This window comes from Flavobacterium hydrocarbonoxydans, from assembly GCF_009789235.1.
Lineage (GTDB): Bacteria > Bacteroidota > Bacteroidia > Flavobacteriales > Flavobacteriaceae > Flavobacterium > Flavobacterium hydrocarbonoxydans.
In genome coordinates, this window is record NZ_WSTB01000006.1 from 271870 (window position 1) to 290724 (window position 18855).

20 protein-coding genes and 2 tRNA genes are annotated in these 18855 nt (G+C 33.9%); 6 read left to right on the forward strand and 16 right to left on the reverse strand.

Annotation, left to right across the window (positions count from 1 at the left end):
- Window positions 1–67 precede the first annotated feature (67 nt).
- The 5 genes from GON26_RS12890 to rlmN form a co-directional block, all read right to left on the reverse strand.
- Window positions 68–1099 (reverse strand): hypothetical protein, encoded by a 1032-nt coding sequence (locus GON26_RS12890; RefSeq protein WP_160375175.1) that lies wholly within the window; start codon window positions 1097–1099, stop codon window positions 68–70.
- Between the two features lie 84 nt (window positions 1100–1183).
- Entirely contained in the window at window positions 1184–1921 is a 738-nt protein-coding gene (locus GON26_RS12895) for a hypothetical protein (RefSeq protein WP_160375176.1), read from the reverse strand.
- Window positions 1908–2468 carry an RNA polymerase sigma factor gene (locus tag GON26_RS12900; protein ID WP_160375177.1) on the reverse strand — a complete coding sequence of 187 codons (561 nt, stop codon included), beginning with the start codon at window positions 2466–2468 and terminating at the stop codon, window positions 1908–1910. Before GON26_RS12900 ends, GON26_RS12895 begins: the two co-directional genes overlap by 14 nt.
- 199 nt (window positions 2469–2667) lie before the next feature.
- On the reverse strand, window positions 2668–3645 hold the full coding sequence (locus tag GON26_RS12905; protein WP_160375178.1) for a polyprenyl synthetase family protein: 978 nt from the start codon (window positions 3643–3645) through the stop codon (window positions 2668–2670).
- A gap of 381 nt (window positions 3646–4026) precedes the next feature.
- On the reverse strand, window positions 4027–5070 hold the full coding sequence (rlmN, locus tag GON26_RS12910) for a 23S rRNA (adenine(2503)-C(2))-methyltransferase RlmN (protein ID WP_160375179.1): 1044 nt from the start codon (window positions 5068–5070) through the stop codon (window positions 4027–4029).
- Between the two features lie 301 nt (window positions 5071–5371).
- Here rlmN and GON26_RS12915 point away from each other — a divergent pair, with 301 nt between their 5' ends.
- The 3 genes from GON26_RS12915 (at window position 5372) to GON26_RS12925 (ending at window position 7392) form a co-directional block, all read left to right on the forward strand.
- Window positions 5372–5707 carry a hypothetical protein gene (locus GON26_RS12915; RefSeq protein ID WP_160375180.1) on the forward strand — a complete coding sequence of 112 codons (336 nt, stop codon included), beginning with the start codon at window positions 5372–5374 and terminating at the stop codon, window positions 5705–5707.
- A gap of 110 nt (window positions 5708–5817) precedes the next feature.
- Complete coding sequence (locus GON26_RS12920) at window positions 5818–6459, forward strand: O-methyltransferase (RefSeq protein ID WP_160375181.1); 642 nt, start codon at window positions 5818–5820, stop codon at window positions 6457–6459.
- 216 nt (window positions 6460–6675) lie between these two features.
- Window positions 6676–7392 carry a phytanoyl-CoA dioxygenase family protein gene (locus GON26_RS12925; protein ID WP_160375182.1) on the forward strand — a complete coding sequence of 239 codons (717 nt, stop codon included), beginning with the start codon at window positions 6676–6678 and terminating at the stop codon, window positions 7390–7392.
- Window positions 7393–7553: 161 nt separating this feature from the next.
- Here the strand turns inward: GON26_RS12925 and GON26_RS12930 are convergent, their stop codons facing one another.
- The 8 genes from GON26_RS12930 to GON26_RS12965 form a co-directional block, all read right to left on the reverse strand.
- Window positions 7554–8117 carry a phosphatase PAP2 family protein gene (locus GON26_RS12930; protein ID WP_160375183.1) on the reverse strand — a complete coding sequence of 188 codons (564 nt, stop codon included), beginning with the start codon at window positions 8115–8117 and terminating at the stop codon, window positions 7554–7556.
- Window positions 8117–8464: a Sec-independent protein translocase subunit TatA/TatB gene (locus GON26_RS12935; protein ID WP_160375184.1), complete on the reverse strand. Its 348-nt coding sequence runs from the start codon at window positions 8462–8464 to the stop codon at window positions 8117–8119. Before GON26_RS12935 ends, GON26_RS12930 begins: the two co-directional genes overlap by 1 nt.
- A gap of 104 nt (window positions 8465–8568) precedes the next feature.
- Window positions 8569–10812: a M1 family metallopeptidase gene (locus GON26_RS12940; protein WP_160375185.1), complete on the reverse strand. Its 2244-nt coding sequence runs from the start codon at window positions 10810–10812 to the stop codon at window positions 8569–8571.
- Between the two features lie 65 nt (window positions 10813–10877).
- Window positions 10878–11384: a DUF6702 family protein gene (locus GON26_RS12945; protein WP_160375186.1), complete on the reverse strand. Its 507-nt coding sequence runs from the start codon at window positions 11382–11384 to the stop codon at window positions 10878–10880.
- Window positions 11381–12136: a hypothetical protein gene (locus GON26_RS12950; RefSeq protein WP_160375187.1), complete on the reverse strand. Its 756-nt coding sequence runs from the start codon at window positions 12134–12136 to the stop codon at window positions 11381–11383. Before GON26_RS12950 ends, GON26_RS12945 begins: the two co-directional genes overlap by 4 nt.
- A complete protein-coding gene (locus GON26_RS12955; RefSeq protein WP_160375188.1) occupies window positions 12126–12854 on the reverse strand; it encodes a carboxypeptidase-like regulatory domain-containing protein in 729 nt (242 codons plus the stop codon). The genes GON26_RS12950 and GON26_RS12955 overlap by 11 nt, the downstream gene beginning before the upstream one ends.
- Entirely contained in the window at window positions 12841–13608 is a 768-nt protein-coding gene (locus tag GON26_RS12960; protein ID WP_317164712.1) for a carboxypeptidase-like regulatory domain-containing protein, read from the reverse strand. The genes GON26_RS12955 and GON26_RS12960 overlap by 14 nt, the downstream gene beginning before the upstream one ends.
- Window positions 13595–14347, reverse strand: a complete 753-nt coding sequence (locus GON26_RS12965) for a hypothetical protein (protein WP_160375189.1) — start codon at window positions 14345–14347, stop codon at window positions 13595–13597. The genes GON26_RS12960 and GON26_RS12965 overlap by 14 nt, the downstream gene beginning before the upstream one ends.
- Window positions 14348–14512: 165 nt before the next feature.
- On the opposite strand from GON26_RS12965, the gene pepE reads away from it, so the two are divergent.
- Window positions 14513–15220, forward strand: coding sequence for a dipeptidase PepE (gene pepE, locus GON26_RS12970; RefSeq protein ID WP_160375241.1), 708 nt, complete (start codon window positions 14513–14515; stop codon window positions 15218–15220).
- A 206-nt stretch (window positions 15221–15426) separates the two neighbouring features.
- Here pepE and GON26_RS12975 read toward each other — a convergent pair.
- A tRNA-Gly gene (locus tag GON26_RS12975) sits at window positions 15427–15499 on the reverse strand.
- A 110-nt stretch (window positions 15500–15609) separates the two neighbouring features.
- Window positions 15610–15682: transfer RNA gene (locus GON26_RS12980), tRNA-Gly, on the reverse strand.
- Window positions 15683–15818: 136 nt separating this feature from the next.
- Between GON26_RS12980 and GON26_RS12985 the strand changes: the two genes are divergently transcribed.
- Both GON26_RS12985 and GON26_RS12990 read left to right on the forward strand, forming a co-directional pair.
- The gene (locus GON26_RS12985; protein WP_160375190.1) at window positions 15819–16265 is read left to right on the forward strand and encodes a GNAT family N-acetyltransferase; all 447 of its coding nucleotides are present in this window, start codon (window positions 15819–15821) and stop codon (window positions 16263–16265) included.
- Window positions 16258–17844, forward strand: a complete 1587-nt coding sequence (locus tag GON26_RS12990; RefSeq protein WP_160375191.1) for a L,D-transpeptidase family protein — start codon at window positions 16258–16260, stop codon at window positions 17842–17844. Before GON26_RS12985 ends, GON26_RS12990 begins: the two co-directional genes overlap by 8 nt.
- On the opposite strand, the gene GON26_RS12995 is transcribed toward GON26_RS12990, so the two are convergent.
- Window positions 17833–18552, reverse strand: a complete 720-nt coding sequence (locus tag GON26_RS12995) for a murein L,D-transpeptidase catalytic domain family protein (RefSeq protein ID WP_160375192.1) — start codon at window positions 18550–18552, stop codon at window positions 17833–17835. The genes GON26_RS12990 and GON26_RS12995 overlap by 12 nt on opposite strands.
- Between the last annotated feature and the right edge of the window lie 303 nt (window positions 18553–18855).

The following is an 18855-nucleotide window of genomic DNA, read 5'->3' on the forward strand; positions in this document are numbered from 1 at the left end:
GGATTTAATAATAAAAAAGCGCCTCTTTCGAAGCGCTTTTTGCAATCAACTAATTCTGACTTGTTTATTAATTAAAGTCGAAGCGAACTCCTAACGAAATATTATTTTCCTCCACCGGATTATCTTTAAATAAAGGGTTCAAATCATATTTTATATACAAACTTGTTTCTCCGTAACCAATATAAGAACTCAATCCATAGATAAAATTATTGACATTAAAATCGCCTTTTGTCTTCTCAGTAGCTTTCAAATCATTGTCTTCATACTTCAGAATTTGTTTTGATTTTACATTGATTCCGGCATAACCTCCAAACCCCATTCTAAAACCTTTGTGAGTCCTGAAATAACGTTCTTCACCATTATGCCCATCTTTAGAAAAATCAAATTCTAAATGTACTGGCGCCACTAAATACACATTTCTAAAGCGTGATTCTTTTAAGTGAATTGGATTTGTAACCAAATCCGTCTGATCTCCATTCACTACAAAACTGCGATTATCTGTTGGCCGAATATTGTTGTACATCAACGAAAGTCCGTATTTAGCATGCAATATATTATCGTTTTTCATTAATCTGGAATTGTACGTTAAACCCCATTCGTAAAAATGCGATCCTATAAAACCGTATTCAGAATCCTGAAGCTTTCCATCAACCATGGTGCTGTTGAGTCCGGCCGCAAATACAAATTGTGAAGTCGTTCTTTTTTCTCTATGAATAGTGTCATTGCGCCATTCTTTTGAGTTCCAGCGGAAAGTATACGTATGTTCTTTGTCTTCTTCTTTTATTTTTCCATCGACTTTTTGCTGTACCAGATCGTTAAGTTCGTTTTGTGCCAAAGTCACTTTTTCTTCGATAATCACAGCTCTGGCTTCAGCCAATTCATTCTTGCGTTTATCCGCTTGTTCTTTGGTGATTTTTCCCTCAGACAATTGAACATTAACCGCTTCGACTTCTTGTTTTAAAGCTTCTTTTTCTTCTTTTGTAACTCTTTCTATTTTATTGGCAATTTCTCTTGCTTTAGATTCAAAGGTTTCCTGTCCCAGCACTTTACTGACTAACAAGAAGAAAAAAAGGATGAGATAAACGGTAAAATTTTTCATGATTGTTTTTTTTAATTGATGATTGATTGATGATTGATTTTAATATTGATATAGTTATTGCTATTGATATTGCTATTGATATTGTTATTGCTTTTCTTGTTTGTCTTCCTGATTTCTATTAGCAACAGCCACTTTTACGGTTTGATAATTTTTATTGACAGTAGCAATTACTTTTTCTCTAAACGAAAGTTCTAATTCGCCATCAACCTGATTAAGCAAATCACTGGCATTGACTTTGACTTTTGATTTTGATTTTGTTTTTGGCTTTGCCGAATTTTCAGCCAAAACATTTTTTTCAGTAGTATCGAATACTTTTTCTACAGTTTCGTTTTGAGGATTTTGAATGTTAACATTTGAAGTGATTGATTGATTTGATGGATTGTTTTTGATGATGACTGAAGACTCCGCTACTTGATTTTTAAGGGTTGGAACTGATACCTGATTTAGCTTTTTTTCTGATTTTTTATTGTTTTTAATGGTTGTTTCTTCAACGACTGCAACTTCGTTTTCAGCTGATTTTACTGGGTTTAAAACGTTATTGTCTGGTTTTACAACAGAATCTTTCTGAATGTTTTCTTCTACGGTAACATTATTTTGAGGAATGGTACTGTTGTTTTTATTCTGAATAAAAAATACTGTTCCAATTACTAAAAAACCCATAATACTGGCCGCAACATACAGCCAGGTTTTTCTTTTCTTTGGCTTTTTATTTTCAACAATATTTAGCATTGCATCTAGTCTGTCCCAGGCTTTATCACTTGGTTCAATCGTACGCTGATTTATTTTTTTTCGGAAATCCTTTTCAAAATTATTCGGTTCCATTTTCTTCTTTTTTTAAATTCTTAATTTGCATTTGGAGCATTTTTCTGGCGTGCGACAACTGCGATTTCGAAGTTCCTTCGTTAATCCCCAGCATCTTTGCTATTTCATTATGTTTGTAACCTTCTATAGCGTATAAATTGAAAACCATCTTATAGCCGTCCGGTAAATTATCTATCAAAAACTGAATTTGGTCTATGGAAAACTGACTGTCAGTTGCGTTAAAACTTTCTTCGATATAAATTTCATCTTCCACAAATTTGACTTTCTTCTGAACCCTTAAATACGAAATACATTCATTGACCATAATTCGTCTTATCCAGCCTTCAAAACTCCCTTTGTGTTCAAACTTGTTTAAGTTGGTAAACACTTTCATAAAAGCGGTTATCATAACATCTTCGGCGAGCTGAATGTCTTTAATGTATTGTCGGCAAACACTTAGCATTTTTGGAGAAAACCGGCTATATATCAGCTGTTGCGCTTGTCGGTTATTTTCGACAGCCAACTTTATAATTTCGGTTTCTTCCTGATGTAAATGAATAATTTTCATTAATAAGCGTTCCGGTTTTGTTTTACTAACAGACTTCTATTAGCATAGACGATTGAAGTTGCAAAATGGTTGTATGAAGAAATTAAAATTTCAAAAAAAAAATCAAAATTCTAATAAAAGATATTTAAATTACTAAAAATTAAATACTTAAAACAAATTATCTGATGGTCTAATTGACAAATTATCTAATTAAAAAAAATTACTTCTTTCTTTCGATAACATAGTTTACCATCAAAGTAAGGGCAGATTTAAACTCTGAGTCAGGATAATTTTCTAACAATGAAAGGGCTTCTTGCTGGAATTCGACCATTTTATTTTCGGCGTAAGCCAAACCATGATTGTTTTTTACAAAAGCAATCACTTCTTTGACGCGTTTTTTGTCTTTATTATGGTTTTTGATCGAGTTTATCAACCACTTTTTTTCTTGTGCAGTACAGTTATTTAAAACATGAATAAGAGGCAAAGTCATTTTTTGCTCTTTAATATCGATCCCTGTTGGTTTACCGATGGCTTCGTCACTATAATCGAATAAATCATCTTTGATTTGAAAAGCCATTCCAATCAGTTCTCCAAATTTGCGCATATTCTCTACCTGAATATCATCTTCAATAACTGATTTTGCTCCAAGCGCACAGCAAGCGGCAATAAGTGTTGCTGTTTTTTTTCGGATGATTTCATAATAGATATCTTCAGTAATGTCCAGCCTTCGTGCTTTTTCTATTTGAAGCAATTCACCTTCGCTCATTTCGCGAACGGCCACTGAGATGATTCGAAGCAAATCAAAATCACCATTATCTATCGAAAGTAATAACCCTTTAGACAATAAATAATCGCCAACTAAAACGGCAATTTTATTTTTCCAAAGTGCATTGATAGAAAAAAATCCACGACGGCGATTACTGTCATCAACCACATCATCGTGCACCAAAGTAGCCGTATGAATGAGCTCTATTACTGAGGCTCCACGATAGGTTCTTTCGTTTACAATACCACCCGAAACCATTTTTGCCGTCAGAAAAACAAACATCGGCCGCATTTGTTTTCCTTTACGATTAACAATATAATAGGTAATCCGGTTTAATAATGCCACTTTAGAAGTCATCGATTCATGGAACTTTTTTTCAAAAAGTTCCATCTCGTTAAAAATCGGCTGTTTTATTTGAGAAGTAATATTCATTTCGATTCCAAATATACTATTTTCTATAAAAAAACGTTGTCTATTTTATAGAACTATATCAACAATTAGCACTTTTTACACGCCTTTTTTAAAAATCCTTTCATCTGGATTTCATTTTTAAAGTAATAAGATCATAACACCTTTAGAATTCAATGCGCTATTCAAAAAACCATTTGAGTAGTTTCGATTAGTAAAAATGGAACTGTAGCCTCAATTGATTATAGAAATAGCGATTGTAATACTCTTGCCAACATTACTAAAGATGGTGTCGCTACAGAAATTGATTTGAAAAATAAATGCCTTTTTTGCCCAAAAAAGAAGCCTTAAAAGCAAGAGTTAAACTTGTTTTTAAGGCTTTTGTTATATCTCGAAACTATTTTTTTATCCTTCTTTATTGGCCAATTGTCCGCAGGCAGCATCAATATCCTTACCGCGGCTGCGACGTACTTTTACCACTACTCCAATATTTTCTAAGGCTTTTATGTAGGCTAAAATAGATTCTTCTGAAGCTTGCTGGAATTCGCCATCATCAATTGGGTTATACTCAATCAAATTGACTTTACAAGGCACGTATTTGCAAAACTTAACCAGGGCATCAATCGAAGCTTTATCATCGTTGATTCCTTTCCAGACCACATATTCGTATGAAACCTTATTTTTGGTTTTTTTGTACCAATATTCTAAAGACTCACGCAAATCTACCAGAGGAAAGTTTTTACTAAAAGGCATAATTCGCGCACGAATTTCGTCGATTGCAGAATGTAATGAAACAGCAAGTTTGAACTTCACATCATCATCTGCCATTTTTTTTATCATTTTCGGGATTCCCGATGTTGACACCATGATACGTTTAGGAGACATTCCTAAACCTTCCGGCGATGTTATCATATCAATTGCTTTGATGACATTGTTATAGTTCATCAGAGGCTCCCCCATTCCCATAAAAACAATATTCGAAAGCGGATGATTGTGATACAAACGGCTTTCTTTATCAATAGCAATTACCTGATCGTAAATTTCGCCCGGTTCCAGGTTTCGCATACGCTTTAAACGTGAAGTAGCGCAAAAATTACAATCTAAGCTACAGCCTACCTGACTGGAAACACACGCAGTTGTTCTAGTATCGGTAGGAATCAAAACAGATTCTACTACCAAACCATCATGAAGGCGAACAGCATTTTTAACAGTTCCGTCACTGCTGCGCTGCATGGTATCTACCTTAATATGGTTGATAACAAAATTATTTTCGAGCATAGCCCTTGTGTTTTTAGCCACATTGGTCATATCCTCAAAACTGTGAGCGCCCTTGCTCCATAACCATTCATAAACCTGATTCCCGCGAAAAGCCTGATCCCCATTGGTCACAAAAAAATCACGCAACTGGTCTTTTGATAAGGCTCTTATATCTTTTTTCTCGATTTGCATGCTGCAAAGTTACTAAGTATTTATCGAAACCTTTTCATACCGAGATATTTTTTGTTTTTTAATGAAATATTAGTCTTTACAAACTATTTTAAATGATTGAGATTTAAAAAATTTCATTCGGAAAAAAACTTTATATTTAATCTTTTAAAATGCTAAATTTTGGCACGAGAATTGTCTTTCGGTTACACGAAAGATAACCCTACAAAAATTACCGGCCATAGTTTTTGTATCGTAATGAAAATTACTGTTTTTCAAAATCCAACCTTTATATTATTATAACAATTTAAAAAACATTATTATCATGAAAAAACAAATTTTAAGTTTAGCCCTTATCGCGTTAGTAGCATTCTCTGTACAATCTTGTGGAGACAAAAAAGAAGAAACAAAAGCAGAAGAAGAATTGACTCTTGGAAACAAAGTAGATTCGTTAACAACTGATATCGAACAAGCAAAAGACACGGCCGTGACCAAAGTTGAAAATGCTGCTGAAGATGTAAAAGATGCTACTAAAAAAGCCGCTGAAGACGTAAAAGATGCCACTAAAAAGGCCGCAGAAAAAGCCGAAGCTGCTGCTAAAGCTGCCAAAGACGGAACTGTACAAACAGCTAAAGACGTTGATGCTGCCTTGAAAAAATAGTCTTCGATGACAATTTGTAAAACCATTCGCTACAACGAATGGTTTTTTTATGCCTAAAAGTTACCCGATATTTTTTGTATTTTTGCAATTCAATTTAGAAGACACTACACATGCATTTTATCTCTCAAGATTTAGAAGATTATATCGAACAACATTCTGAAAACGAACCAGAATTACTAGCGAAACTTAACAAGGAAACGTACCAAAAAATATTATTACCCCGAATGTTAAGCGGACATTTTCAGGGTCGTGTTTTGAGCATGCTGTCTAAACTAATCCGTCCTGTAAATATTCTGGAAATCGGGACTTATACCGGTTACGCTGCTTTGTGCTTGTGCGAGGGAATGCAGGAAAACGGACAATTGCACACGATTGATATCAAGGAAGAATTAGTAGATTTTCAGCGAAAGTATTTTGATGCATCACCTTGGGGAAAACAAATTTTTCAGCATTTGGGTGAAGCGGTTGATATCATTCCAACTTTGGATGTAAAGTTTGATCTGGTTTTTATTGATGCAGATAAAGAAAATTACCTGAATTACTGGGAAATGATTGTTCCGAAAATGAATAAAGGCGGAATTATCCTGTCTGATAATGTGTTGTGGAGCGGAAAAATTCTGGAACCAGTTCATCCGAATGATGTGAGTACCAAAGTGCTTCTGGAATATAATTTACTTTTGAAAAATGATCCTCGTGTAGAAACGGTTTTATTGCCTATTCGTGATGGACTGACGGTTAGTAGGGTTTTGTAAAAGGCGCTAAGGCTCTGAGGCTCTAAGATTCTAAGGCTTTTTTTTCCTTGTTTGAACTTCAAGATTTGAATAGCCTCCAGTTTTAACTGGAGGAATATAATTTATCATAAAAAAAGGCTTTAGCCAAATAGATTCTTTATTTTGGCTAAAGCCTTTTCCTTAAACTCTTAATTACCTCCAGTTAAAACTGGAGGCTATTCAAAAAAATAATTCATAATGAATCATAACTCCCAAATAAACTCTGATGGTTTTGCAATTATTAATTCGGTTTACACTGAAAATGAAATAGACGAAATTATTTCTTTAATTGAAAATAGCACCAAAGACAAAACCGAAAATACCACTTTTAGAAAATCGGAAGATTTATTTGCGATCAGACAATTTCATAAAGAAATTCCTGAAACATTAGCTTTTATTTTTAATGAGAAATTAAAAAAAATTATAAATTCAAATTTTGGAGAAGACTATTTTATAACCAAATCTATTTATTTTGACAAACCTGAAAAATCGAATTGGTTTGTAGCATATCATCAGGATTTGACTATTTCTGTAAATCAAAAAACAGAAGTTGTTAATTTTAAAAACTGGACGGTAAAGCAAAATCAGTTCGCTGTTCAGCCACCAAACGAGATTTTAGAAAACAATTTCACGATTCGGATTCATCTTGATAAAACGACAAAAGATAATGGTGCATTGAAAGTGATTAACAATTCGCATTCGAAAGGTGTTTTTAAAGTTGATGATTTAGAACTGGAAAATGAAACGATTTGTGAAGTTGAAAAAGGCGGGATTATGATGATGAAACCTTTATTATTTCATGCTTCAAACAAAACTACAAACAACGAAAGAAGGCGTGTTATTCATATTGAATTCAGCAATCAGCAACTTCCTGATGGATTGGAATGGAGTGAGAAAACTGTTTTTCATGATTAATTCCTTCTTATGAAAATGAGTGCCCTAGCCCAGATAGAAGTGTAAATCCTTTTGTCTCGCTTCTTTAGCGAGGCAAAAGATTGAAACGGATAGCTGGAAATAGCTCCTAATAAAAATCTCAGCAACTTAGAATCTTAGTCACTTAGAAACTTTTTTAAAATCTATCCCGGAAAATAACGGGGTTTTAGTTTTTGATAGATTTTGAACATTGTAAATCCGAAAAGCGCTCCAAAGAAATAACCTGTTAAGATATCTCCCGGGTAATGCAATCCTAAGTAAATTCGGCTATAGGCAAAAACAAGAGGCCATAAAAATAAAAGTCCTAAATATTTGAAATGGCGTTTTAAGACAAAATATAAAAAGGTGGCTACTGCCATAGTATTGGCGGCGTGTCCTGAGAAAAAACTATATGATTTTCTAACCTGAACAACACGAATAATCTTGTTGATTTCGGGATTGTTACAAGGTCGTAAACGCTCGAAAGTGTGTTTAAAAAGATTGGTAATCTGATCGGTAAAAGTGATTAAAACGGCTATAAAAAGCACTAAAAACAAGAGTTGTTTTCCGCCTATTTTTTTGTAAATCACATAAAACATCAGCAAAAAAAATGGTGTCCAATTGAGCTGATTGGTGATAATTAACCAAAGTTTATCGAATGTTTCTGAACCTAAACTATTAAGATATACTAATAAACGAGAGTCTAATTCTTGTATTTTTTCAAGCATTATAGTTGGCGTTTTACAGGTCCTGAGATTGAATCTATGTCTTCTTTTACTTTATTGATTTCGGCAGCAGTATCGCCTAATAAATTGGTAGAATCACCCAGTAAATTAGTTCTGGCATTGCTAATTTCGGCATTGATATTTCCGGTCATGTCGTTCAAAGATTTTGCATCAAGCCCATTAGCCTCTGCTCCTTTTTGAATTTCGCTTTTAATATCGTTTGTCGCGTTTTTAAGCTGCGCCATTGCTTTTCCCATTGTGCGGGCAATTTCCGGCACCTTGTCAGAACCAAAAAGCATTAATACTATAAACATGATGAAAATTAATTCTCCTCCTCCTATACCAAACATATCGTTTTATTTTTAGTGCAACAAAGATATTAAATTTTGTAGCTGAGAGTTTTAAAATTTACTTAAAAAAAAAGACTCTTTTCAGAGTCTTTTTAGCTTTATGTTTAGTCAAATTTTGACTTTTCTTCTACTTTTGGCCAAGCATTGTTGGTTACATCAATATCAGCAGTCATTAATTTTGGGTCAATCTGAATGCTTTTTATAGCTTTTGAAGTAGCATATACCTTTTTAGCGGTATCATTGCTTTTTCTCCAGATTTGCGCCGGATACTGGAAGTTTTCTTTTGTTCCGTCTTCGTAAGTTAACTCAACCAAAATAGGCATAATCATTCCGCCTGGTTTGTTAAACTCTACTTCGTAGAAATATTTAGGCGATTTTAAAGCTGCTTTTTCTTCGGCAGTAAAAGTTTGGTTTACGTAATCTGCTAATGGTTTTACATCTTCTACTTTTAATGCTTTTTTGTTTGAAGCACTTACCTCAGCATTGTCTCCGGCCACTAGATATACAAATGGTCCTTTGTCATACCCGAAACGTCCTTTTCTAACTTTTACGTCTTTAAGATCTGCGGTTGGAGTCTCAGAAACATAATATTGTTTTACCTCTTTGATTCCGATATCTACAAAATCTGTTGAGTAAAACCATCCTCTGAAAAACCAGTCTAAATCTACAGCAGATGCGTCTTCCATAGTTCTGAAGAAATCTTCAGGAGTTGGGTGTTTGAATTTCCAACGGTTTGCATACGTTCTGAAAGCATAATCAAACAATTCTCTTCCCATTACTACTTCTCTTAAAATATTAAGACCTGTAGCCGGTTTTCCGTAAGCGTTATTCCCAAATTGGTGAATAGTCTCAGAGTTCGACATAATTGGTTCTAAAAACTTTTGGTCACCACTCATGTAAGGAACAATATTTTTTGCAGGTCCACGTCTTGAAGGGAAGTTAGTTCCTAATTCCTGTTCAGCCATATACTCCATAAAAGAGTTCAACCCCTCATCCATCCAGGTCCATTGACGTTCATCTGAGTTCACAATCATTGGAAAAAAAGTATGCCCCACTTCGTGAATTACCACGCCAATCATTCCGTTTTTAATTTGCTCACTAGTTACGCCATTTTCGTCAGGACGACCAAAATTCCAACAAATCATAGGGTATTCCATACCCTGATCTTCTGCAGAAACTGAAACTGCTTTTGGATAAGGATAATCGAATGTATGCGATGAGTAGCTTTTTAAAGTATGCGCCACTGTTCTTGTAGAAGTTTCTTCCCAAAGCGGATTGGCTTCTTTCGGGTAAAGAGATTCTGCCATCACTACTTTTCCACCTAATTGTACAGCCATTGCATCGTAGATGAATTTTCTTGAAGAAGCAATACCAAAATCACGAACGTTTTTAGCACTAAATTTCCATGTTTTTTTCTTTTCAGAAAATCCTTTTTCAGCTGCTTCAGCCTCGGCTTGTGTTACAATTATAACAGGTTTGTCAAAAGATTTTTGCGCCTGCTCGTAACGTTTTACCTGCTCAGCTGTAAAAACTTCGCTTCTGTTTGTTAGTTCTCCTGTAGCATCGACTACGTGATCTGCAGGTGCAGTAAAGTTGACATCAAAATTTCCAAAAGGCAAAGCAAACTCTCCGCTTCCCCAGAATTGCATATTTTGCCATCCTTCCACATCATTGTAAACTGCCATTCTTGGGTAAAACTGAGCTATTACGTATAATTTATTTCCTTCTTTTTCAAACAATTCATAACCTGAACGTCCGCCTTCTTTTTGGTAATTGTTGATATTGTACCACCATTTGATAGCCAGTACAATTTTTTCTCCTGCTTTTAATGGAGTTGCCAAATTAATACGCATCATCGTTTCGTTGATGGTATAGGACATCGCATTTCCTTTAGCATCTTTTACAGACTCTATGTTAAAACCACGCTCTAAATCTTTTTTCAGATAGTCGCTTGCGAATTTATCCAATGGTAAAACCTGATTGATTTTTTCGCTTTCTACTAAAGAAGATTGCGTATTGGCTTTCGCCTGATTTTGGTCTAACTGAATCCACAAATATTCTAAATTATCAGGTGAATTATTAGAATACGTGATGATTTCAGAACCGGTTAATTTTGAATTTTTATCGTCTAATTCAACATCAATCTTATAATCAGCCTGCTGCTGGTAATACGCTGGGCCCGGAGCACCGGATGCCGTACGGAACATATTTGGGGTCGCCAACAAGTCGTACATCTGACTGAACTTATTGGTATCATACTTACCTTGCTGTTTTGGGGCAACAGAAGTATTTTTCTCCTGAGCCATCAACAGGGCAGGAAAAATTAATAATAATGAAAGTTTTTTCATAAGTGTTTTTTGGGATTTTTTGAAGCTGTGAAAATAATAATTAAAATGATAATTTTATATATTATTTAGTACTTTAACACTTCTTTCCTTGAAGAATCTGTAAAAAGCACGGTCTTTTTACCCCCAAATGCTGAAATATGCGTAATGTTTTGCTGCTCAGGATTCCAATCAAGTAAAACTGCATTTGAAATTTCTAAAGTTGTAAATTTCTGGATGTCTTTGATTCGGGAATAACAAACCAAAACATCATCAGCTTCAATTTCTTTTGACAAAAAAGTTATAACCTTTGTCTGTCCGTTAATTTTTATAGTAAAGTTTTCCGAAAGGTATTTTTTTAACAACTCTACATCAGCTGCCGTTTCTTTATCGGTACCCAGAAACGTCTTTTTATTGTATTTTTTTTCGATTCCTTTATTTAAGTCATCCACAAAAATTCGGGATGTGATTTGAATCATTTTTTTATCAGCTGCATAATTTACCTGATAAACTCCCATATAAAACTTATGAAATGCAAAAGCCGATAATGACAATACTATTATTGCCAGCAAGGGATACACTATTATTTTTTTCATTTCTCAGCAATCGTAACTTTTTTAAACTCCTGGTTTTTTTTAATTAAAAAATCCATTAACAAAAACTGATCATCTGGTTTTAAGTATTTCTTAGATTCAGCATCATTAGAACAATACAATAAAAACAATTCTATTTCATCAGGTTTTAGATTTAGCGTTTTGTTATAAAAATCTGAGGTGAAATTTAGTTTGGCATATTCAATAAAAGCAACATCTGTTATCTCCTCTTCTTTAACCTCATCTTTTTTACGCAATAATTTTTTTACATCTTTAAAAATTCGAACAAAGTCCATTCCGTATTTTATGGTCTGATCAGACATCATTGCGATGTTTTTTGCTGTTGATTGTTTATCGTCTTCAAACTGGGTATCAACAATTCTCTGTGAATTCGCCTGAAAAGCTTTTACTTTTAGCTCCTTCCCTACAATTACTTCTTTCAACTGATTATTAACCAAATCTAATTGTACTAAAAAAAGAAATTCAGCACAATTTTTTTCAGTAAGTACGATTTTTTTAGACAGAAAAGCCGAACTTGAAAAGAGTAAAGTATCTTTAGGTCTTGCCAGAATATCAAATAAACCGCTAGGGCTGATAAACGTTCTGGTATGTGTATTAACATTCAGTACATAACCACTTTCCAATGCAACAGAATCATTAACAACCTGACCATGAAGTGGTTTTCTTGAAAATGTCTGTCCCATTACAAATTGACAAAACATACATAGTACTACGATTCCAATTTTATTTTTCATTTTCAAGAATTTTAAGATATTGTTGTGCTAAATTTGTTATTAAAAACATACTCATCGTTTTGTTCTTCGTATTCAAAGATACAGCAAATTCAGCATCATTCACACAAAAAAGTTGAAATCCTTTAATATCGTCAACCGGAATTTTGAGTCTTTCTGTATAATAAACCTCCTCAAAAAGATACTCTAATTTACGAAATAACATTTCTTTTTTCTCCACTACGATTTCTTTTTTTATCATCGCTTTACGTCCTGATATCGAATTTAATATTCCATCAATACCTCCTCCGGTAGTGGCTGTATAAAGTTTCCTTTCGGCCGGCGTATATGTTTTTTGACCACGCGGAACAATCCCTAAATTCTCGGCATTTATATGTGCATTTTCGTTTACAATCACCTCATCAAGCTCAACCTGTCGGGCTGTCATTTTAACCTTAAGCGTAGGAGCAGCCAAGTCATCAGCGGTGATTCTAAGTTTTAATGGCTCCAGATTTACTGCCGAAAAAACCAAAACATCTCCCTCTTTTACCACAATAGAAAACATTCCGTTTTCGTCGGATACAGTTGTATGCTGTGTGTTATTATTGATAATGTTTATACCTTCAATTGTGGTGGATTGCTCAAAGGTCTGCCCAAAAATTTCTTTGGCACCAGAAGTCTGTCCCAAAGCAATTTGAAAAACAAATAAAAGAAAAACTAAATACGTATTATTTATTTTCACTGGCTACTATTTCATTGTATTTTAAACATAAATCATTCAACAAGTATTCTAATTCCATTCTTTTTTTCTCTTTAAGAAAAAGAATCGCCTGTTCATTTTCTACAACATAAAATTTAAATCCCATAATATGTTCCGAAGGGATTTTTAAAGTCTCTAAAAAATAAGTGTCCTCAAAAAGAATGCCCAACTGAGTTATACCATTTTCTTTATTTTCAACTTTTAGATCCTTTTTTAACTTTTTAGTTCTGCCATTAATTTTATTTATAAGAGGATCAAGCGGCATAGAACCTCCCAACAGCGTTAAAAGCATTTTTGGTTTAAAATCTCCTGCGGTTGCTAATTTTCTTTCAGCAGGCGTATATGTTTTTTGCCCTTTTGGAACTATTCCTAGTTTTTCAGTTGTAATGTCGGCGTTTTCGTTGACAATAACTTCCTTCAATTCAATTTCATTGGCAGTCATTTTGATTTTAAGTGAATTTGACTTAACATCCTCAGCCGTAATCCGATAACGAACCGGCTCTAAATTCACCGCCGAAAAAACCAGAACATCTCCTTCTTTTACTGCAATCGAAAATATTCCGTTTACATCTGTAACAGCCGTATATTGCGTGTTGTTATTAATAATATTTACGCCTTCTCCCGAAGCAGATTGTCCAACAATTTGTCCTTGAATTTCTTTGACTTCAGAAGTCTGTCCAAAACCCATCTGAAAAACGAACAGAAGAAAAGCGTGATAGGTATTATTTATTTTCACTGGCCAGTATTTCTTTATATTTCACCGCCAACTCACCCAATAAAAACTCAGTTGATGTTTTGTTTTTCGAATTTAAAATCACAGTAAACTTTTCGTTTTCAACCGCGTAATATTCAAATCCTTTTACGTATTCTAAAGGAATTTTCAGTCTGTCAACAAAATGATCAATGGTAAACATTTTTTCTAAAAGCTTCATAAAAAACTCTTTTTTCTCCACGATAGCTTCTTTTTTTAGCATTGCCGTTCTCCCTGAAAAAAAGTTCAATAAAGGATCTGCCGAAACCGAACCTCCTGCCATTCCGCTCAAAGAAGCCGACGCATTCAAATCTGTAGCGGTATATAATTTTCTCTCCGCTTCGGTATATGTTTTTTGTCCTTTTGGAACAATTCCTAACGAAACTGCGTTTATATCATCGTATCTTTTAATAATAACTTCTTGCAATTGATGAATTACAGGGTTTAATTTTACAGTAAAATTCAGGTCTGAGAAATTTTCAGCGGCCAATTCAATTCTGCATTCTTTAAATTGTATAGACGAAAAAACAATCACATCACCTACGCTGGCAGCTATAGAAAAAACCCCTGAAGCATCTGTAGTCACCATGACTTCTGTTTTAGAATTTACGACATAAACCCCTTCTAAATCACCAAAACCAGCACTTATCTTACCGTTCAGCGTTTCTTGCCCCAAAACCATCTGAGTCAATCCTAAAAACAAAAAACACATTACTTTATCCATCTAATTATTAAAAATTTATATTTTCTCTTAAAGCTGTAAAAATATCCTAATGTATTCCAAATTTAGTATTAACGTCATGGTAAAAAAATGTTAATTAAACATCGGATGCTTTTATAAAAAGGACTTTTAATACCTTTAACCTAAACAAATATGAACTCAAAGTTTATGAAAAGCATCATCATTGCCAGCACTTCATCACTACATGCAGGAAGTTATCTGGAGTATATTTTACCCACTTTGCAAGAGCATTTTAAAAACTGCAAAACCCTTTTATTCATTCCGTATGCGCGACCAGGCGGAATTTCTCATACTGAATACACGCAAAAAGTTAGTGAAGCTTTTGCAAAAATTAATATTGCCGTAAAAGGAATTCATGAATTCGAAAATCCTGAAAACGCAATAAAAAACGCCGAAGGAATTTTTACAGGTGGCGGCAACACATTTCTGTTGGTTACACAATTGTACAAAAACAACATTATGCAGCTTCTTGCCGAAACTGTTAAAAACGGTACGCCTTATTTAGGAACCAGCGCAGGGAGCAATATTTGCGGACTTTCGATGCAAACGACTAACGATATGCCTATTGTTTATCCGCCAAGTTTCCAGACATTGGGACTGATTCCATTTAACCTGAACCCCCATTATTTAGATCCAATAGAACAATCCACACACATGGGTGAAACACGTGAAACGCGCATCAAAGAGTTTCATGCTTTTAATAATATTCCGGTTTTAGGACTAAGAGAAGGCAGCTGGCTTGAAGTAAAAGGAGAAAAAATTACCTTGAAAGGCAATCTGAAAGCAAGATTGTTTCAGCAAAATAAAACTGCCGAGGAATTAGAACCCGAAAGTGATTTGAGCAACTTAAAATAATTCTTTTTAAACCATATAAGTGATTTAAGAAAATTTAAGTTTTAGCTTTTCTAAAATAAAAATACTTCTGCATAATTATTTTCAAACCATATAAGTAATTTAAGAAAATTAAGTTTTAACCCTTTCTAACAATGAACTTACATCACTTATATGGTTAGATTAAAAAACAAAAAAGCCTCAAACTAATAGTTTAAGGCTTTTTGAAGAGCGAAAGACGAGGCTCGAACTCGCGACAACCAGCTTGGAAGGCTGGAGCTCTACCAACTGAGCTACTTTCGCATTAACAGGGCGCAAATATAAATAATTAAATGATATAAAAAAATAATTATTACAAAATCTAAGCAAAAAATTTTAATCTTTAGAACTCAAACGTGTTAAGTTTCATTTAGAGCGAAAGACGAGGCTCGAACTCGCGACAACCAGCTTGGAAGGCTGGAGCTCTACCAACTGAGCTACTTTCGCATTACTGTGGTGCAAATATAAATAATAAGTTAAGTTTAAAGCAAACTTTTTTTCATAAAAAAATAAATTAAAAATCATTATTTATAGTAATCTATTTAAAATTAAAAAGTTATAGCTTTGTTTTTTTATTTGAAACATGACCCTAATTAAAGAAATATCAGCCAAAGAGACCTTTATAGTTCGACATCCAGTACTTCGAAACGGAAAACCATTAGAAAGTTGCGTCTTTGAAGGCGACGATTTACCTACAACACATCACTTTGGAATTTACGATTCTGATAATTTAACAGGAATAATTTCATTGTTCTCTAAATCCAATACTATATTTGTATCGCAAAATCAAGCGCAAATTCGCGGGATGGCCGTTTTAGAGACGCATCAAAAAAAAGGCCTTGGTGAAGCTTTGGTAAAACACTGCGAAAAGTACTGCAATGACAATCAAATTGATTTAATTTGGTTTAATGCCAGAACTGCTGCGGTTGGATTTTACAAAAAACTTGGTTATCAAATTGTTGGAGAAGCTTTTGATATTCCGGATGTTGGAGAACACCATTTAATGTATAAAGAATTAAAAAATGAATAAACTTTACTTTTGTTTCCTACTATTAGCCTTTGCCAGTTGTAAAAAAGAAGTTCCGGAAGCTCCTGTTGTTAAGCCAACAAAAGCGCCACCTATTATTCAGACGGATGAAAGAAAAATTAAAATTGATACGGCTTTAATCAATTCTTTTAAGAGTGAAACGTTGCAGCTTTTTTATGCTTCCTCTGAAAACCAAACGGTTTGGGGAAATCTAAATAAAAGAGTTTTTATTCTAAACCAACTTAAAAAAGCCGAAGAATTAGGTTTAAATCCTGATGACTACAGCTCTTCCAAACTTAGTAAATACGAAACCAAAATCAGCCAATTAAACGATAGCGAGTTAGCCTGCTACGACGTGATGCTGACGTATAATTTTGAAAAGTTCCTAACCCATTTAAACAAAGGAAAATTAAATCCGAAATTATTATACAGAGACTGGGCTTTAGAAGAAAAAGAGTTTGACGTTAATACCGTTCTGATAAAAGGATTCAACAGAGATTGCCTGGACAGTATTGTAGAAAGTACGCAATCAACTGCAGCTACGTATAAGCAGCTGCTTAAATCGTTGCAATTGGTTAATGAATTTCCGGAAGATGCTATTAAAAAAATCGAATCTGCTGAAAAAATCACGTTAAACGATACTAATACTGCTTTGGTTACCATCAAAAAAAGACTTTTATACTGGAAAGACCTGTCAGGCAGAAAAGATAGTCTAAGCTCTATTTATGACCAAAAAACTTTTGAAGCTGTAAAAAGATTTCAAAAAAGACACGGCTTAGCTGCAGATGGCGTTATTGGAGCAGGAACTTTAAAAGCTTTAAACTTTACAAAAGAGCAGAGAAAACAACAAATAATTGCTAATCTGGAACGCTGGAGATGGTATCCTAATGAATTTTCGGAAAATTATTTTATTGTAAATATTCCAAATTACAGTCTGAATGTAGTTGAAAACAAAGACACAACCGTAGTTCGAAATGTCGTAGTAGGAACCAACAAAAGAAAAACGCCTATTTTAACCTCAACACTTAAAACGATTGTTTTTAACCCTACATGGACCGTTCCGCCTACTATTTTGAAAGAAGATGTTGTGCCTGCCATGAAACGCAACAGAAATTATTTGGCCAATAAAAGCATTACCATTTATGATAGTGCCGGAAATGTTGTAAATCCAAATAACTGGAATCCTAACAAACCGCATAGTTATCGTTATGTACAAAGCCCTGGCTATAACAATTCCTTAGGACTGATGAAGATTTTATTCCCAAACAATTACAGTGTGTATTTACATGATACCAATCACCGTGACTATTTTGGAAGAAATAATCGTTCGTTAAGTTCTGGCTGTGTACGTATAGAAAATCCTCTTGAACTGGCGCAGCATATTCTGAATGATTCTATTAGATGGTCAAAATCAAGAATTGATTCTTTAATTGTAACCAAAAAAACAACGAACATCAGAATTACCCAAAAATACAAATTGTATCAATGGTACTGGACTGCCTGGAGTGAAGACAATCAAATGATTTTTAGAGATGATATTTACGATTTAGACGCCGATTTGTATGCCAAACTAAGAAATTAGTTGCTCCATCGCAAATCCTCTTGATGGATGGTAAATATACAAACACGATTTGTCTTTTATTATCTGGATAATCGAAGCCGTAATCTCAACCGGAAGTGCTGGACAGCCTTGGCTTCTGCCTAATCTTTTGTTATTTCGAATAAACGATTCAGAAACATAATTGGCACCGTGAATCACAACAGCTCTTTCGCGGGCATGATCATTAACACCTTTTTCTAAACCATCTAAACGCAATGAAAGACCATGTTTTCCCTGATAAACTTCTCCAGTTGAATAAAAACCAAGACTACTCTTGAACGAAGAATTGGCATTTGAAAAAGCCGATGCAAATTCTTCACCTGTATTTCTACCGTGAGCAACTAACGAATGAAACAAGATGGTATTGGTCGCTAAATCAATCACCCAAAGACGCTTGGCGTTTGATGATAAGCTAAAATCGACTAAGGTTAAGATATCTTTTCGAACCAGCCCTTTTTCTTTTAATAAATAAAACCCTTTTAAGGCTTCAGAAAAAGATTTCATTTCAGGAAGTTTGAAATTATTAGCATTTAGGCTGCTATAAACACTTTCAACTTTCGCATCTATACTAAGTTTTTCAACTTTTGCGATGTTTTTTGTTGCTGTTTTATCAATTTCAAAAGTATTTTTAGAATCTGTCCCAAAAGACAAAAATAAAAATAAAAGCGCGGGATAAATCTTATAAATCATTGAATTTCTTTAGGTTAAACTTAGCTTGGGGTTCGACAAATGTATAAAAAATATGCAATGACCAAAATTTATTACAACAAAACTGCTCGTTTTTGCCTAAACTTTAACAATTCATCATCCAAAAAGGGGCAAAAACTATAATAATACTTAATTTTGAAATCTATTTTAACATAAATAAATCATAACAAACTGATTTACAACATAATTGAAATTCAAATTATAGATTTGCAAAATATAAATCCTCAAAAATGTAACAATCAGAAAAAATTGGGGTCTATTACCTTAATTAAATAATATTTCTAC